This is a genomic window from Nocardioides sp. S-1144 (assembly GCF_005954645.2).
Lineage (GTDB): Bacteria > Actinomycetota > Actinomycetes > Propionibacteriales > Nocardioidaceae > Nocardioides > Nocardioides dongxiaopingii.
Window position 1 is genome coordinate 3273508 of the sequence record NZ_CP040695.2, and the last position, 16271, is coordinate 3289778.

The 16271-nt window shown below is 74.1% G+C and carries 17 protein-coding genes and 1 pseudogene; 9 read left to right on the forward strand and 9 right to left on the reverse strand.

The window, feature by feature from the left end; genetic code table 11:
- The first annotated feature begins 14 nt into the window (after window positions 1–14).
- Window positions 15–1163, forward strand: a complete 1149-nt coding sequence (locus FE634_RS15270) for an SPFH domain-containing protein (protein WP_138876377.1) — start codon at window positions 15–17, stop codon at window positions 1161–1163.
- A gap of 10 nt (window positions 1164–1173) precedes the next feature.
- Entirely contained in the window at window positions 1174–2391 is a 1218-nt protein-coding gene (locus tag FE634_RS15275) for a TFIIB-type zinc ribbon-containing protein (protein WP_222847593.1), read from the forward strand.
- Window positions 2392–2406: 15 nt separating this feature from the next.
- On the opposite strand, the gene FE634_RS15280 is transcribed toward FE634_RS15275, so the two are convergent.
- Both FE634_RS15280 and FE634_RS15285 read right to left on the reverse strand, forming a co-directional pair.
- Window positions 2407–2865 (reverse strand): hypothetical protein, encoded by a 459-nt coding sequence (locus FE634_RS15280; protein ID WP_138876378.1) that lies wholly within the window; start codon window positions 2863–2865, stop codon window positions 2407–2409.
- A gap of 66 nt (window positions 2866–2931) precedes the next feature.
- Entirely contained in the window at window positions 2932–3318 is a 387-nt protein-coding gene (locus FE634_RS15285; RefSeq protein WP_138876379.1) for a VOC family protein, read from the reverse strand.
- A 27-nt stretch (window positions 3319–3345) separates the two neighbouring features.
- On the opposite strand from FE634_RS15285, the gene FE634_RS15290 reads away from it, so the two are divergent.
- From FE634_RS15290 to FE634_RS15300, 3 genes are all read left to right on the forward strand, one after another.
- Window positions 3346–4179, forward strand: a complete 834-nt coding sequence (locus tag FE634_RS15290) for a helix-turn-helix domain-containing protein (protein ID WP_222847594.1) — start codon at window positions 3346–3348, stop codon at window positions 4177–4179.
- 63 nt (window positions 4180–4242) lie between these two features.
- Window positions 4243–4977: a response regulator transcription factor gene (locus FE634_RS15295; protein ID WP_138876380.1), complete on the forward strand. Its 735-nt coding sequence runs from the start codon at window positions 4243–4245 to the stop codon at window positions 4975–4977.
- Window positions 4974–6395 (forward strand): sensor histidine kinase, encoded by a 1422-nt coding sequence (locus tag FE634_RS15300; RefSeq protein ID WP_262347446.1) that lies wholly within the window; start codon window positions 4974–4976, stop codon window positions 6393–6395. The genes FE634_RS15295 and FE634_RS15300 overlap by 4 nt, the downstream gene beginning before the upstream one ends.
- A gap of 102 nt (window positions 6396–6497) precedes the next feature.
- Here FE634_RS15300 and FE634_RS15305 read toward each other — a convergent pair whose 3' ends face one another.
- Together FE634_RS15305 and FE634_RS15310 are read right to left on the reverse strand one after the other, a co-directional pair.
- A complete protein-coding gene (locus FE634_RS15305) occupies window positions 6498–7382 on the reverse strand; it encodes a hypothetical protein (protein ID WP_148240742.1) in 885 nt (294 codons plus the stop codon).
- Entirely contained in the window at window positions 7379–7861 is a 483-nt protein-coding gene (locus tag FE634_RS15310; protein WP_138876382.1) for a SigE family RNA polymerase sigma factor, read from the reverse strand. Before FE634_RS15310 ends, FE634_RS15305 begins: the two co-directional genes overlap by 4 nt.
- A gap of 165 nt (window positions 7862–8026) precedes the next feature.
- On the opposite strand from FE634_RS15310, the gene rocD reads away from it, so the two are divergent.
- The gene (rocD, locus tag FE634_RS15315; RefSeq protein ID WP_138876383.1) at window positions 8027–9268 is read left to right on the forward strand and encodes an ornithine--oxo-acid transaminase; all 1242 of its coding nucleotides are present in this window, start codon (window positions 8027–8029) and stop codon (window positions 9266–9268) included.
- Between the two features lie 40 nt (window positions 9269–9308).
- On the opposite strand, the gene FE634_RS15320 is transcribed toward rocD, so the two are convergent.
- Window positions 9309–9953: a TetR/AcrR family transcriptional regulator gene (locus FE634_RS15320; protein WP_262347447.1), complete on the reverse strand. Its 645-nt coding sequence runs from the start codon at window positions 9951–9953 to the stop codon at window positions 9309–9311.
- A 48-nt stretch (window positions 9954–10001) separates the two neighbouring features.
- On the opposite strand from FE634_RS15320, the gene FE634_RS15325 reads away from it, so the two are divergent.
- Window positions 10002–10844: an SDR family NAD(P)-dependent oxidoreductase gene (locus FE634_RS15325; RefSeq protein ID WP_138876384.1), complete on the forward strand. Its 843-nt coding sequence runs from the start codon at window positions 10002–10004 to the stop codon at window positions 10842–10844.
- 137 nt (window positions 10845–10981) lie between these two features.
- A pseudogene (locus FE634_RS21695) lies at window positions 10982–11152 on the forward strand (hypothetical protein); the annotation flags it as partial.
- Between the two features lie 100 nt (window positions 11153–11252).
- Here FE634_RS21695 and FE634_RS15335 read toward each other — a convergent pair.
- On the reverse strand, window positions 11253–12710 hold the full coding sequence (locus FE634_RS15335) for a threonine/serine exporter family protein (RefSeq protein ID WP_148240744.1): 1458 nt from the start codon (window positions 12708–12710) through the stop codon (window positions 11253–11255).
- A 94-nt stretch (window positions 12711–12804) separates the two neighbouring features.
- Between FE634_RS15335 and FE634_RS15340 the strand changes: the two genes are divergently transcribed.
- Window positions 12805–13932, forward strand: coding sequence for a glutamate--cysteine ligase (locus FE634_RS15340; RefSeq protein ID WP_137293776.1), 1128 nt, complete (start codon window positions 12805–12807; stop codon window positions 13930–13932).
- A 16-nt stretch (window positions 13933–13948) separates the two neighbouring features.
- On the opposite strand, the gene FE634_RS15345 is transcribed toward FE634_RS15340, so the two are convergent.
- From FE634_RS15345 to FE634_RS15355, 3 genes are all read right to left on the reverse strand, one after another.
- Window positions 13949–15076, reverse strand: a complete 1128-nt coding sequence (locus FE634_RS15345) for a DNA polymerase IV (RefSeq protein ID WP_138876386.1) — start codon at window positions 15074–15076, stop codon at window positions 13949–13951.
- Between the two features lie 43 nt (window positions 15077–15119).
- Entirely contained in the window at window positions 15120–15452 is a 333-nt protein-coding gene (locus tag FE634_RS21125; protein WP_187366723.1) for a hypothetical protein, read from the reverse strand.
- 159 nt (window positions 15453–15611) lie between these two features.
- Entirely contained in the window at window positions 15612–16262 is a 651-nt protein-coding gene (locus tag FE634_RS15355; protein ID WP_138876387.1) for an HNH endonuclease family protein, read from the reverse strand.
- Window positions 16263–16271: the final 9 nt, after the last annotated feature.

The window sequence follows — 16271 nt, forward strand, 5'->3', positions numbered from 1 at the left end:
GAGGCGACAACCCCATGGGCCTGATGGATGCCATCCGCGGCGAGTTCATCGACATCATCGAGTTCCTCGACGACAGTCGCGACACCCTCGTGTGGCGCTTCCCGCGCCACGACAACGAGATCAAGAACGGCGCCCGGCTGGTCGTGCGCGAGGGCCAGCAGGCCGTGTTCGTCAACGAGGGCGAGATCGCCGACGTCTTCGGGCCGGGCACCCACTCGGTGGAGACGAAGAACCTGCCGATCCTCTCTACCCTCAAGGGCTGGAAGTACGGCTTCGACTCGCCCTTCAAGGCCGAGGTCTACTTCGTCGGCACCCGCCAGTACACCGACATGAAGTGGGGCACCCAGAACCCCGTCACGCTGCGCGACGCGGAGTTCGGGATGGTGCGGCTGCGGGCGTTCGGCACCTACGCGCTGCGGATCACCGACGGCGCGAAGCTGCTGCGCGAGCTGGTCGGCACCGACCCGCAGTTCCGCACCGAGGAGGTCTCGGAGTTCCTGCGCCAGTCGATCGTCTCCCAGCTCGGCACGGCGCTGGCCCAGGCGAACGTGCCGATGCTCGACCTCGCGGCCAACCAGCAGGGCATCGCCGACCAGCTCGCGCTCACCCTGTCCGAGCAGCTCGGCTCGATGGGCATCGAGATCCCGCGCTTCGTCATCGAGAACATCTCGCTCCCGAAGGAGGTCGAGGAGGTCCTCGACAAGCGCACGTCGATGGGCGTGCTCGGCAACCTCGACCAGTACGCCAAGTTCCAGGCCGCGACCGCCATCGGCGACGCCGCCAACAACCCCGGTGGCGCCGGCGAGGGGGTCGGCCTCGGCGTCGGTGTCGCGCTCGGCCAGCAGATGGCCGGCGCCCTCGCACCGCAGGCCCAGCCGCCCGCCCCGCCGCCGGCGGCTGCCCCGGCTGCCGCCCCGGCCGCCGCGGCCGCCGCGCCACCGCCGCTGCCGACCACGTCGTCGGCCTTCTTCGTCGCGATCGGCGGCCAGCAGGTCGGACCCCTCGACCGGTCCGAGCTGCAGGAGCGGGTCGCCGCGGGTGAGCTGACCCGCGAGACGCTCGTGTGGCGCGACGGCATGGAGGCCTGGACGCCGGCGAGCGACGTCGCGGAGATCCGGGCGCTGTTCCCGGCGACCCCGCCGCCGCTGCCGCCGAGCGCCTGAGGACGACGCGATGTCCGGCACCGGCGCCCCTCCTCCCCTGCCCTTCTCCGACCCCGAGCCACCGGAGCCGGCGCAGCCCGGGCACCCCGGCGGCGCCGACGAGACGGGTGACACCGACGGCATGCTCGACCACGAGGTCGGTGACGAGCACCTGAGCGCGGTCTGCCCCAGCTGCGGCGCCCAGACGGCGTACGCCCCGGGCACGACGTCGCTGCGGTGCGGCTCGTGCGGAGCCCAGCAGGAGATCGCGCCGTCGGAGGCGACGATCACCGAGCACTCCTTCGACGAGTGGGTCGCCCGGCACGGCGGGCTCAGCGTCGCGTCGCTGGCCGCCGTCGAGCTCGAGTGCGGCAACTGCGGCGCCCGGTCGGAGAGCACGGACCTGGCCTCGACCTGCCAGTTCTGCAGCGGCGCGCTGGTCGCCGTCACCAAGCAGGAGGGCCTCGTCGAGCCGGAGGCGGTGCTCCCGTTCCACGTCGACCGCAACGGGGCGCGGGAGAACTTCCGCACGTGGGTCGGCTCGCGCCGGTTCGCGCCGACCGCGCTCAAGCGGGTCGGCTCGACCGAGGGTCTGCGCGGCACCTACCTGCCGCACTGGACCTTCGACGCCCACACCGACACCGACTACCGCGGCCAGCGCGGCGACCACTACTACGTGACGAGGACCCGGCGGGTCTCCGACGGCAAGGGCGGGTCCCGCACCGAGACCTACCGCGAGCGGCGGACCCGCTGGCGGGGGGCCGCCGGCAGCGTCGACCGCTCCTTCGACGACGTCGTCGTGGTCGCCAGCCACCACCTCGACCGCGAGCAGCTCGAGAAGATGGGCCCCTGGACGCTCTCGGAGGCGCGGCCCTTCCAGCCCGAGTACCTCACCGGCTACTCCGCCGTCCGCTACGACGTCGACCCGCAGGCCGGCTCCGAGGAGGCCCGCGGCGCGATGCGCGAGGTGATCCGCCAGGACGTCGAGCGCGACATCGGCGGCGACGAGCAGCGGATCTCCGAGATGGACGTCACCTACTCGCGGGCGATGTTCAAGCTCGTCCTCATGCCGCTGTGGATCGCCACCTACCTCTACGGCGGCAAGACCTACCAGGTGCTGGTCAACGCCAACACCGGCAAGGTGATCGGCGACCGTCCCTACAGCGCGCTGAAGATCGCGGCCGCCGTGGTCGCGGCCCTCGCGGTGATCGCCGCCGTCGTGGCGATCGTGATGGCCACCCGGCAGTAGCCCGGACCCACCGCCTCAGGTGGTGGAGCCGCCCGTGTCACCCGACGAGTCGGGCTGGGTGTCGGGCTGGGTGTCGTCCGGGGCGGTGCCGGGCGGCGGGCCGCCGCCGGGCAGCCGGCCCTGCTCGCCGGGCTGGAGGTTCCGGCCGGGCGGGAGCTGCCCGCCCTGGCCGCCCGGGCCGCCGCCGGGCCCGCCGGGACCGTGCCGGTCGTCGTCGCCGCCGGCCAGCGCGCCGATCGCGGCGCCGCCGAGCCCACCGAGGATGAGCGCGGCCAGGGCGACGGCGACGACGCCGCGCAGGCCGAGGACCCGGTCCCGCAGCGGGGTCCGCGCCGGTGCGGCCGGCGTCTCGGTGGCCGCCGGCGGGGCGTCCGGGGAGCCGTCGGCGGCGGCAGGCTGGTCGGCGGCGAGCGGCTGGTCGGCTGCGGGCTGGTCGGCGGCGGGCACGGGAGGCTGGTGGCGGGTGTCGTCCATGGCCCCACCGTCGGTCGCGGACCTGTCAGGAGCCTGTGCGGACGACGTGCGCCGGCTGCCAGCCGGCTACCACCGCGAGGCGTCGGTGAGGCAGAACGGGTGGCCGGCGGGGTCGAGCAGCACCCGCCAGGTCTCGCCGGGCTGGGGGTCCGCGAGGGCGGCGCCGAGCCCGAGCGCCCGCTCCTCGGTCGCCGCCACGTCGTCGCAGGCGAGGTCGAGGTGGAACTGCTTGCCGCCGCCCTCGTCGGGCCAGGACGGCGGCCGGTGGTCCGGCACCTGCCCGAGGCCGAGCGCCGGCGAGGCACCGGTGGGGTCGGTCAGCATGGCGTACTCGTCCTGCACGTGGGCGACGTCCCAGCCCAGCAGGGCCGACCAGAACGCCGCCTCGGCGCGGACGTCGGCACAGTCGAGGGTGGTCATCTTGAGCACGGCGGTCGCCGGTGTCGAGGTCATGTCCCCGATCGTCCCTACGATCGTGGGGTGGCGGCTAGGAGAAATGCGACGTCGACGCGGGCCGGGATCCTGCGCCCCGAGGAGTTCGCCCGCCACGTCACCATGGAGCGCACCGAGACGCCGGCCGACCTCGCCCCCTGGGTCGAGTACCACTGGACGCTCGCCTGGGACCTCCCCGAGCACACGGCGTACCCGAGCGCGGTGATCCCCCACCCGGCCTGCAACCTCACCGTCGAGCACGGGGCCGCGCGGGCGGCGGCCGGCGGCGAGGTCGTGCTCGTCACCGGGGTCACGACCCGGCGCTTCGAGGTGGAGGTCACCGGCTCGGGCTGGGTCCACGGGGTCAAGCTGCGACCCGGCGGCCTCGTTGCCCTCACCGGCGCCGACGCGCGGGCGTGGGTCGACCGCACCGCACCGGCAGCGGAGCTGCTGCCGCGCGGGGTGCTCGACGTGCTCGCCGGCCTGGCCCCCGGCACGCCGGCGGCCGACGCGACAAAGGTCGCCGCAGCGGCCGTGCGCCCCCTGGTGCCCGAGACGGTCGACCCGGCCCACAACCGGCTGCTCCACCTCGTCGAGGCGATGCTCGGCGACCGCACCCTCCTGCGGGTCGACGACGTCGCCGAGCGACACGGGCTCTCGCGGCGCGCCCTGGAGCGGCTCTTCGCGCGCTACGTCGGCGTCGGGCCCAAGTGGGTGCTGGCCCGCTACCGGATGCACGACGTCGTCACCGTCCTCGACTCCGGCTACGACGGCTCGATGGCCGACCTCGCCGCCGCCCACGGCTGGTACGACCAGGCGCACTTCGCGCGCGACTTCACCGCGTTGGTCGGCGTCCCGCCGAGCAGCTACCGGCGCGCCTGAAGCCACCCGCTGCGCCCAGCGCGTTCACAGCCAACACACAGACAGCCGGTCCACAGTGTCGTCATGGCTGCCGCACCCGACGTCGTCCCCCGCCTCACCCGTCCCGACGGGTCGCCGGTCCGGGTGCTCGTGGTCGACGACGAGGTCAACATCGCCGAGCTGATCTCGATGGCGCTGCGCTACGAGGGCTGGCAGGTCGAGACCGCCCACACCGGCACCCGGGCCGTGGCGGCGGCGCGGGCGACCGAGCCCGACGCCGTGGTGCTCGACATGATGCTGCCGGACCTCGACGGCCTCGAGGTGCTGCGCCGGATGCGCGGCACGCACCCCGACGTCCCGGTGCTGTTCCTCACCGCGCGCGACGCCGTCGAGGACCGGATCGCCGGGCTCACCGCCGGCGGTGACGACTACGTCACCAAGCCGTTCTCGCTCGAGGAGGTCGTGGCCCGGCTGCGCGCGCTGATGCGCCGCTCCGGCGCCCAGCAGGCGGCGACGTCGTCGGTGCTCGCCGTCGGCGACCTCACCCTCGACGAGGACAGCCACGAGGTGCGGCGCGCGGGCGCGGAGATCACGCTCACCGCCACCGAGTTCGAGCTGCTGCGCTTCCTCATGCGCAACCCGAGGCGGGTGCTGAGCAAGGCCCAGATCCTCGACCGCGTCTGGAACTACGACTTCGGCGGCCAGGCCAACGTCGTCGAGCTCTACATCTCCTACCTGCGCAAGAAGGTCGACGCCGGCCGCGACCCGATGATCCACACGATGCGCGGCGCCGGGTACGTCCTGAAGCCGGCGCCGTGAGGGACCGCTTCGCCTCGCTCACCGCGCGACTGGTCGGCACCGCCGTCGCGCTCGTCGTGCTCGTCTCGGTCTTCGTCGGCGGCGCCACCGCGCTGGCGATGCGCGCCTACCTCACCCACCAGCTCGACCAGGACGTCGCCGACTCGAGCCAGCGGGCGCTCGGGCCGGGTGGCGACGGACCCGGTTTCGGCGACCCCGGCGGCCGACCCGCACCCCGGTTGGGGACCGAGGTCGGCACGGTCACCGCCGAGCTCGAGGAGGGGCGGGCCCCGCAGGCGCTGGTCCTCAGCGAGCGGTCCGGCGCGAGCTGGACCGCGGAGGTCGCCGTCGGCGACGACGTCGTGGACGTCCTGGCCGACGTGCCCGCCGACGGCCGGGTCCGTGGCGTCGACCTGCCCGGCCTCGGCGCCTACCGGGTGGTCGCGATCGACCTCGGTGACAAGGTCGTCGTGACCGGCCTGCCGGCCGACGAGGTGGGCGACGCGGTCCGGACCCTCGTCCTCGGCGAGGTCGTGCTCATCGTCGTCGGCGGGGTGCTCGCGCTGGCCGGCAGCCTGCTCCTCGTGCGGCGCCAGCTGCGTCCGCTGCGCGAGGTCGCCGAGACCGCGCACACCGTCGCGGCGCTGCCGCTGGAGTCGGGCGAGATCGGCGTCACCGAGCGGGTGCCGGCCCACCTGACCGACGAGCGCACCGAGGTCGGGCAGGTCGGCGCCGCCCTCAACACCCTGCTGGCGCACGTCGAGGGCTCGCTCGACGCGCGGCACGCGAGCGAGCAGCGGGTGCGACAGTTCGTCGCCGACGCCTCGCACGAGCTGCGCACGCCGCTCACGACGATCGCCGGATACACCGAGCTGGCCCGCCGACGACCCGACGACACCGCGGTCGCGGCGACCGCGCTGACGAAGGTCGCCGACGAGTCGAAGCGGATGACCGCCCTGGTGGAGGACCTGCTGCTGCTGGCCCGCCTCGACTCGGGCCGGCCCCTCCGACGCGACCCGGTCGACCTGACCCGGCTCCTGCTGGAGGCGGTCGCGGACGCCCGCGTCGTCGGCCCCGAGCACCACTGGCGCCTGGACCTGCCCGACGAGGCCGTCGAGGTCGAGGGTGACGCCGACCGGCTGCACCAGGTGCTGACGAACCTGCTGACCAACGCCCGCAGGTACACCCCGCCCGGCACCACCGTCACCGTCACCGCGCGCCGCGGCGGCTTCAGCGTCCACGACGACGGCCCCGGCTTCGACCCCGAGGTCCTCCCCCACGCCTTCGAGCGGTTCGCCCGCGCCGACGTCTCCCGTCACCGCGAGGGCGGCGTCGGCCTCGGCCTGGCGCTGGTGGAGGCGATCGTGACCGCGCACGGTGGGACCGTGCGGCTCACCAGTGCGCCCGGGGACACCCTGGTCGACGTCCGGCTCGACTGACGCCTGGCTCGACCGGGACCCCGGAAGACGGGGATCCCGGACGAAAGGGATCCCGGTCGTCGGGGATCCCGGACGACGGGGATCCCCGACGACGGGGCGCGCTCAGCTGACGTAGCTGCGGCGGCGCACGTCGAAGCTCAGGTCGCCGTCGGTGGTCACGGTCAGCGGGGCCAGCTGCAGCTCGTCCCACGACTCGACCCACGGCGCCTGGTCGACGAAGACGGTGTAGCCCGGGACGACGTCGGTGCGCGCCGTGGTGACCGGTCGGGTCGCCTGCCCCTGCGCCGAGATCGACACCTCGGCGTCCCCGGGAACCGATCCGACCAGCACGTAACCCGGCCCCTCGACGGTGTCGACCACGCCGGGCTCCTCGCGCATGCCGCCCCACATGACGAACCGCTCGCTGGTGTCGGCGGCCGGCGCGGTCGCGCAGAACAGGCGCAGGATCCGACCCTGGTAGCGGACGCCGAGCGAGAGGCAGGCGTCGGCGGCCCCGGGCCCGGTGGCCGCGGCGTAGAGCACCTGCTCGTAGCCGTAGTAGTCGCCGAGCTCGACCATCTCGCCCAGGATCTCGCCCTCCTCCCACTCACCGGAGAACCGGCCGCCGCCGGGGATCGGCACCCGGACCGGCTCCACCGTGCCCGGCGGCGGGGGGTCGACGTTGTCGGTGGCCCCGGCGTCCGGCGGGGTCGTGGCCGTCGTCGGGCCGGTCGTCGGGGCCGTGCTCGGGTCGGGCCGGGTGCTGGAGGGGGCAGCGGGGCCCGAGTCGGGCGCCGCCCCGTCCGGTCCGCCGACGACCGCCAGCGGCACCGCGACCGCCAGCACCACGGCCGCGGCGGCCGCGCCGACGGCGAGGCGCCGGCGTCGCACCAGGCGGCGTCCGCCGGCGCGCAGCGCGGCGAGGTCGGGCGGGGTCGGGGTGGTCGGGTCCGCCGCGACCAGGCGCGCCATCGCGTCGTCGTCGGGGAGGTCGGTCTGCTGGTTCATCGGGGGTTCCTCTCCTGGTCGGCGCGGACCCGGGCCAGGGCGCGCGAGGCGGTGCTGCGGACGGTGCCGGGGGCGACGCCGAGACGCTCGGCGACCTCCTTCTCCGGGGTGTCCAGGTAGTAGCGGTAGACGATGATCGAGCGCTCCCGCGGGGTGAGCCGGGCGAGCAGGTCGACCAGCTCGCTGCGGTCCTCGAACGTGTCGTCGTCGTCGGTGGCCCGCTCGGGCACGTGCTCGACCGGCACCGGGCGGCGTCGCCGGGTGGTGTCGATGTAGGCGTTGACCAGGGCTCGGTGCACGTAGGAGTAGGCACCCTCCTTCCGCACCGCCGACCACCGGGCGTAGCTGCGGGTCAGCGCCGTCTGGACCAGGTCCTCGGCGTCGTGGCTGTCGTGGGCGAGCAGGTAGGCCGCCCGCCTCAGCCGGGGCCAGGCGGCGAGGACGAACTCCTCGAACTCCTGGTCTCGTCTCGTCGTCATCGTTTCCTCCGCGTCACCCGCTGCGTCGTCGCACTGTCTCACCCGTCCCTACGCCGGTCCGGGCGGTGAGGTTGAGCGGATCCCGGATTCGTCCGAGCGAGAATTGTCTGACAATCTTGGGGACAGCCCCTACCGTGGGCTGAGACCCCGAGGAGAGGAGTGACCATGACCGCGTCGCTGACGGAGCAGACCGAGCACACCGAGCCGGGCGCCGCCGCCGAGTTCACCCGCGCCGAGGCCCGCACGGCCCACAACTACCACCCGCTCCCCGTCGTGGTCGCCCACGCCGAGGGCGCCTGGATGACCGACGTCGACGGCCGCCGCTACCTCGACCTCCTCGCCGGCTACTCCGCGCTGAACTTCGGCCACTCCCACCCGCGTCTCCTCGAGACCGCCCACGCCCAGCTCGACCGGCTCACCCTGACCAGCCGCGCCTTCGTGCACGACCAGTTCGCCGACTTCACCGCCAAGCTCGGCGACCTGTGCGGCAAGGAGCTCGTGCTGCCGATGAACACCGGCGCCGAGGCGGTCGAGACCGCGCTGAAGGTGATGCGCAAGTGGGGCTACGAGGTCAAGGGCGTCGCGGCCGACCAGGCCGAGATCATCGTCGCCAGCGGCAACTTCCACGGCCGCACCACGACCATCGTCGGCTTCTCCGACGACCCCGACGCCCGCGACGGCTTCGGCCCGTTCGCGCCCGGCTTCGTCACCGTGCCGTACGGCGACCTCGCGGCCCTCGAGGCCGCGATCACGCCCCGCACGGTCGGCGTGCTCGTCGAGCCGATCCAGGGCGAGGGCGGCGTGGTCATCCCGCCGGCCGGCTACCTGACCGGCATCCGCGAGGCCTGCACCCGGGAGAACGTCCTCTTCGCCGCCGACGAGATCCAGGCCGGCCTGGGCCGGACCGGCCGCACCTTCGCCTGCGACCACGAGGACGTCGTCCCCGACCTCTACGTGCTCGGCAAGGCGCTCGGCGCCGGCATCGTCCCGGTCTCGGCCGTGGTGGCCGACCGCGACGTCCTCGGCGTGCTCAAGCCCGGCCAGCACGGCTCGACCTTCGGCGGCAACGCCCTGGCCTGCGCGGTCGGCTCCGCCGTCGTCGACCTGCTCGCCACCGGTGACTTCCAGCGCCGCTCGGCCGAGCTCGGCGAGATGCTGCGCGAGCGGCTCGAGGCGATGGTCGGCCACGGTGTCGTCGGCGTCCGGGTCCGCGGTCTGTGGGCCGGCGTCGACGTCGACCCGGCGGTCGGCACCGGTCGCGAGGTCTGCGAGGCGCTGATGGCCCGCGGCGTCCTGGCCAAGGACACCCACGGCTCGACCATCCGGCTCGCTCCCCCGCTCGTGGTCTCCGAGGCCGACCTCGCCTGGGGCCTCGACCAGCTCGCCGCGGTCGTCTCCGGGGCCTGACCCTCCGCCTCCGCCCGACCCCCCGCTGACCCGTCAGTGATCACTGACGGGTCGGCGTGGACGCGGCGACGAGGGCCGGCAGCGAGGTGGCCAGCAGGTGCAGCAGCTCGTCGCGGGTGACGCCGGTGGGCGCGGCGACCCACGACAGCACGACGTCCTCGGCCATCGCCGACCAGCCGCGCACCAGCAGCCGGGTGGCCGGGGTGTCGGGCAGGAGTGCGCCGCCGTCCCCGCCCTGGTCCTCGACGAAGATCCGGTCGGTGAGGGCCGCGCGGGCCTCGTCGTAGATCGCGCGGAGCGTCTCGTTGCCGCCCTGGGCACCCTTGACCAGTGACAGGTAGCCCTCGTAGCTGGCCTCCACGTAGGCGAGGTAGGCCGCCATCGACGTCGCGAGCCGCTCGAGCGGGTCCCCCGACGACGGCGGCGCGGTCTGCGCGATGAGGTCGTCGGCCGCGCGCCGGACGACCGCCTCGTGGAAGGCGTGCTTGCTGCCGAAGTAGTGGTAGAGCAGGCCGCGGGAGATGCCGGCCTCCTCGGCGAGGACCTCGATGCTGAGCTCGTCGAGCGAGCGGTGCGCGAGCAGCGTGACGCCGAGGTCGAGCAGCTGGGAGCGGCGCTCGGCCGGCGAGAGCCGGGTCCTCGACGTCCTGCCCACCGCGGTGCGGTCCTGCGTGCCTCCGGTCACGCCCCCACTCTATTGACGATTGTTCAATAGCGCCACTACCGTCGAGGCATGAAGACCCTCCACGACAAGGTCGTCGTCATCACCGGCGCCGGCTCCGGCATCGGCCGGGCCCTCGCGCTGCACACCGCGGCCCAGGGCTCGCTGCTCGCCCTCTCGGACGTCGACGAGGCCGGTCTCGCCGAGACCGTGCGCCTGGTCGAGGCCGCCGGCGTCGCGAAGGTGCGCGGCGACCGGCTCGACGTCGCCGACCGCGACGCGTTCGCCCGCTACGCCCTCGACGTCGTCGAGGACTTCGGCCGGGTCAACGTCGTGGTCAACAACGCCGGCGTCGCGCTGGCCGGCGACCTGACCGACCTCGAGTACGGCGACATGGACTGGATCATGGGGATCAACTTCTGGGGTGTCGTGCACGGCACCAAGGAGTTCCTCCCCCACCTCATCGCCAGCGGTGACGGGCACGTCGTCAACCTGTCGTCGCTGTTCGGGCTGATCTCGATGCCCGGCCAGTCGATGTACAACGCCTCCAAGTACGCCGTGCGCGGGATGACCGAGGCACTGCGGGAGGAGATGCTGGTCGCGGGTCACCCGGTCGGCGTCACCGCCGTCCACCCCGGCGGCATCAAGACCGCGATCGCCCGCAACGCCCGGTACTCCGCGAAGGAGGACGGCGCCGCCTCGGCGCGGCTGTTCGACAAGAAGCTGGCCCGGATGACGCCGGAGAAGGCCGCGGCGATCATCGTGCGCGGCATCGAGCGGAACCAGGCGCGGGTCCTCGTCGGCATCGACGCCCACGCCCTGCACCACCTCGCCAAGCTCACCGGCTCGCGCTACCAGGACCTCGTCGCCCGCGCGTCCAAGAAGGTCGTGCCCGACAAGGCGACCATCGTCTGAGCATGCCCCTGCACCCCGGCGACGCCGTCCGCGTCGAGATGACCAAGTGGGTCGACCGGCCGCACTGGGCCTTCGACGCCCAGCACCTCGGCTCCGACGCGCACGGCGACTGGATCGGCATCCCCGCCGGCACGACGATGGCGCGCCCGGGCGCGACGTTCGTGTCCTCGACCGACCAGGTCGTGCTCGTGCCACCCGACGCCGGCTGGGTGGCCACCTTCCACGCCCCGGGCTACCGCGTCACGACCTACGTCGACATCACCACCGTCCCGCGCTGGGACGGCGCGGTGCTGCGGGCGGTCGACCTCGACCTCGACGTCGTGCGCACCGCCGAGGGCGTGACCTTCGTCGACGACGAGGACGAGTTCGCCGAGCACCAGCTCACCCACGCCTACCCGGCGGAGGTGGTCACCGCTGCGGAGGAGTCCTGCGCGTGGGTCCTGGCGCAGGTTCGTCGCGAGCACCCTCCGTTCGACGGCGCGTGCGCCGATCGATGGCTCGACCGGCTCGCCGGCCGAGCAGGCTGCTAGGACCCACCAGCCGCGGACCGACCAGGCGGTCCTCGACGCGTCGGACCTCGCGGCCCAGCGGCTGGGCCAGGTACTCGCCGAGGATCACCCCGGCCGCGATGGCCAGCGCCACGGAGGCCGCGCCGATGATGGCGACCAGGCCGAGCGAGGTGTCGCGGCGACTGCCCTCGCCGAGGAGCGAGAGGCCGCGGTAGATCGCGATGCCGGGCAGCATCGGGACCACGCACGAGACCACCACGATGAGCGGCGGCACGCGCAGGCGCTTGGCGACGGCGTACCCGACGAGCCCGACGAAGAACGCCGCCACCCCGACCGCCCAGGTGCGGCCGAGCCCGGGCTCCTCGACGGTGGCCGAGATCGTCACGGCGATCGCCGCGACCACCGCGATCGGGGCCAGCACCCGGTTGGGCGAGTAGGAGGAGAAGGCGAACGCGGCCGCGCCGATCGCGCCGCCGACCGCGGCCATGCCGATCCCCTGGATGCCGGTCGCGCCGGGCTCCACCGTCGGCAGGTCGACCCCGAACGCACTGGCGACGCTCAGGCCGCCGCTGACGCCGGCGATGATGCCGCACGTCGACAGCACCGCCTCGGTGATCCGCGCGCCGGCGGTGATGTAGAAGCCGGTCAGCGCGTCCTGGATCGCGCCCATGAAGCCGACGCCGGCCAGCAGCACGACGATGTTGGCGGTGATCACGAACGACACGTCCAGCCCGAGGTCGAAGCGCTCGTCGAGCACCCGGGCGGCGACGGCCACCAGGGCCGCGGTGCCGCCGCCGGCGACCTGGGCGTAGAAGGTGGGCAGCCGCCGGCGCGCGATGCGCAGCTGCAGCCGGTCGATGAGGAGTGCGGCCAGGGCGGCGACCACGACGACGACCGGCCCGCCGCCCAGGAGGATGGCGATGCCCGCCGACATCACGCCCCAGCCCGCCGTGACCGCCCAGCGGTGCCGGTCGTGGCCGGTGGAGGTGATCCGGTTGAGCTCGGCACGGCCCTCGCGCAGGCCGATGCGGCCCGCGACGACCCCGCGCACCAGGTGGTCGACGTTCGTGAGGTCCTGGTAGTCGGTGACGCGCTGGGCGACCTGGCGCCGCGCGATCAGCGGCGCCTCGTCGGGACTGGTCTGGTGGCTCATCGTGAGCAGGGTGAAGGTGATGTCGGCCTCGGCGTCGGCCGCGCCGAGCGCGCGGGCGACCGAGAGCATCGTCACGGTCACGTCGGCGGCCCCGGCCCCCGAGGAGAGCAGGATCTCGCCGAGCCGCAGACAGAAGTCGAGGGTGAGCGCGAGTCGGTTCGGCAGCGGGATCAGCTGCGTCGCGGGCAGCTCGGGCTCGACCATCCCTCGATGGTGGACCACGACCGACGCGGGCCCAAGCCGGCAGCCGGGCGACGTCCGTCACCCCGGCCCGGACGCGGTGTGGAACGCTGGTCGGGTGCGCATCGACTTCACCCCGTCGCCCGAGTACACGCTCGGCGTCGAGTGGGAGCTCGCCCTGGTCGACCGCCGCTCCCGCGACCTGCGCAACGACGCCTCGCACCTCTTCGCCCGGGCCCGGCCGCGGCTGCCGCACCCCGACCGGCTGCACCAGGAGCTGCTCCGCAACACCATCGAGCTGGTCACCGGCGTGTGCCGCACCACCGGCGAGGCGATGACCGACCTGCGGCGCACGCTCGCCGGCGTGCTGCCGGCCTGCGACGACCTCGACCTCGACCTGTACGGCGCGGGCACGCACCCCTTCGCGTCGTGGTCGGGCCAGCAGCTCAGCGCCGGGCACCGCTACGAGGAGCTGATCAACCGCACCCAGTGGTGGGGCCGGCAGATGCTCATCTGGGGCGTCCACGTGCACGTGGGCCTGCCGGAGCGGACGCGGGTGATGCCCGTGCTCTCCGCGCTGCTGCGCTACTACCCGCACCTGCAGGCGCTGTCGGCGTCCTCCCCGGTGTGGAGCGGCGTCGACACCGGCTACGCCTCCAACCGGGCGCTGATGTTCCAGCAGCTGCCCACCGCCGGGCTGCCCTTCCAGTTCGCCACGTGGGAGGAGTTCGAGGCCTTCGCCTCCGACCAGATGACCACCGGGGTGATCGACGACCTCTCCGAGATCCGTTGGGACCTGCGCCCTGCCCCCCACCTGGGCACCCTGGAGAACCGGGTCTGCGACGGCGTCTCCTCCCTCGACGACCTCGGTGCGCTGACCGCGCTGATGCACTGCCTGGTCGTCGACCTCGACACCCGGATGGCCGCCGGCGAGACGCTGCCGACGATGCCGCCGTGGCACGTGCAGGAGAACAAGTGGCGCGCGGCGCGCTACGGCCTCGACGCGATCGTGATCCTCGACGCCGACTGCACCGAGCGGCTCGTGACCGACGACCTCGCCGACCTGCTGGAGCGGCTCGCCCCGACCGCCGACCGGCTCGGCTGCACCGACGAGCTCGCCTCGGTCGCCGCCCTCGTGGCCGGCGGGGCGTCCTACCAGCGCCAGCGGGCGGTCGCGGCGCGCACCGGCGACGACCTCGTCGCCGTCGTCGACTCGGTGGTGCGGGAGCTGAAGGAGTCGCTGTGAGTCGCGCCGACGCCGCTCAGCGCGGGTAGCCGCCCTCCGGCTCGACCATCTCCAGCCGGACGCCGAGCAGCCGCACCGGTCGCCTCCGCTCCACCTTCGCGAGCAGCGCGACCACGGCGTCGGCCAGGACGTCGGCGTCGCTGGTCGGCTCGGGCAGCTTGCGGCTGCGGTTGACGGTCTGGAACGCGCGGTCGCGGACCTTGAGCCCGACCCGCCAGGCCGGCCGGCCCTCGGCGTCGATGTCGGCGACGACCCGGCGGGTGATCCGGCGGACCTCGGCCTCGATCTCGGCGTCGTCGTCGAGGTCGGCCTGGAAGGTCTCCTCGCGCCCGTGGGCGCGCGCCACCCACGGCGTCGGGTCGACCGCGCCGGTGTCGACGCCGCGGCCGAGGCGGTGGTACCAGGGCCCCATCGTCGGCCCGATCTCGGCGGCCAGCACCCGGACGTCGGAGGTCGCCAGCTGGGCGACGGTGTCGATCCCGAGCGCGGCGAGCCGCTTCTCGATCTTCGCGCCGACACCCCACAGCGCCCGGGTGGGCCGGTGCCCCATCTGGGCGAACCAGGTCTCGTCGGTGATCGTGTGGACCCCGCGGGGCTTGCCGAAGTCGGTGGCGATCTTGGCCTGCAGCTTGTTGTTGCCGACGCCGACCGAGCAGTGCAGACCGGTCGCGGCGAGGACCTCGGCCCGGGCGTCCTGGGCCAGGGCCTGCGGGTCGCGCGGACGCTCCGGCGCACCCGGACGGAGGCCGACGAACGCCTCGTCCCAGCCGAGCACCTCGACGTCGACCGGGTCGCCGTCCCACAGCAGGGCCCGCAGGGTCGCCATCACCACCGCCGACGCCGCCTCGTAGACCGGGAAGTCGACGGGCAGGAAGACGGCGTCGGGGATCTTGCGGTGCGCCAGCCGCAGCGGCATCCCCGACCGGACGCCGTGCTCGCGTGCCTCGTAGGAGGCGGTCGAGACGACGCCCCGCTCGGTCGGGTCGCCGCGGCCACCGACGACCACGGGCCGACCTGCGAGCTCGGGGCGGCGCAGCACCTCGACCGCGGCCAGGAACTGGTCGAGGTCGACGTGCAGCACCCAGCGGACCGGGCTGCCCGGCGTGCTGCCCGGCGTGCTGCCCGGCGCGCCCGTGGTGACCATGCGCCGATGCTGCCACGACGCGCCGACGCAGCGACGGCGTCGGCTACCCGTGCTCGCGCACCCAGGCCAACGAGCGCTGCAGGTCGCCGAGGTCGCGGTACCAGGTGCGGACCTCCGTGCGGCACCGCACCCGTTGGCGCAGCGTGTCGTACTCGCCGCACTCGGCCCTCGACTCGGAGTCGGTCGGCGGGAACGCCTGCGACCCGTCGGCGTAGGTGATCTCGAAGCCGTTGGCGGCGTCGCCGGTGACGTCGACGACGACCGGTCTGGTGCCCCTCTCGGACGACGGGCCGGCGAGCGCCAGGCCGGCGGCGCCGCCGAGCAGCGCGAGCACGAGGAGGGGCAGGACGAGCAGGTGGATGACGGAGTTCTTCACGGGTCCCCCGGTGGAGTCGGTGCCGGCGGGTCCGGCAGTGCGAGGGACGCTAGGCGGGCCGGACGACGATCCCGGGCCGTCGGGCACCGGCCTGTGGAGAACTCCGCCGGGTCCGGGCCTGTGGACGGGAAGTGGTGGCGCGAGCGGCCCCACCCGGGGTCAGCGCGCGAGCGTCACCGTCACGGTGCCGGTGCACCCGGCGGCCAGCGACGACATCGCCGACCGCTCCGCGCCGTCGACCGACAGGCCCCACCGGATCTTCACCGCGACGAACTCCTTCAGGTAGCGGCACCGCTCGCGCCCGGGCGTCCACTCGGCGACGTCCTGGTCGCTCTTGGAGCGGTTCTCCCCCGCGGTCACGCCGACGAGCGAGCGCGGGTCGCCGAGGTCGTTGGCGTAGGAGCGACGCTCGGCCGCGGTCCAGTCGGAGGCACCGGAGTCCCAGGCCTCGGCCAGCGGGACCATGTGGTCGATGTCGAGGTCGCCGGCCGCCGACTGCGAGACGCCGTCGTAGTAGGAGAACCAGCGCCCGCCGCTCAGCGCGCAGCCGCTGCCCACGGTGACCGGGTCGTCGGCCTCCGCGATGAGCACCTCGTCGCGGGTGTCGCAGCCGTCGCCGTCCTCGTCGACCCAGTGCTCGAAGGCGTCCCGGTCGTAGCCGGTGCGGTCCTCGGTGGCGACGGGGAGCGAGGCCACCGCGTCGTCGAGGGGGGCCGAGTACTCCTCGGCCGAGGCGGCCGCCGGGGCGACGAGCAGGGCGATCCACACGGCGCACGCGCCGAGTCCGGTGAGGGCGAGGCGACGAGGCATGCGGAACTC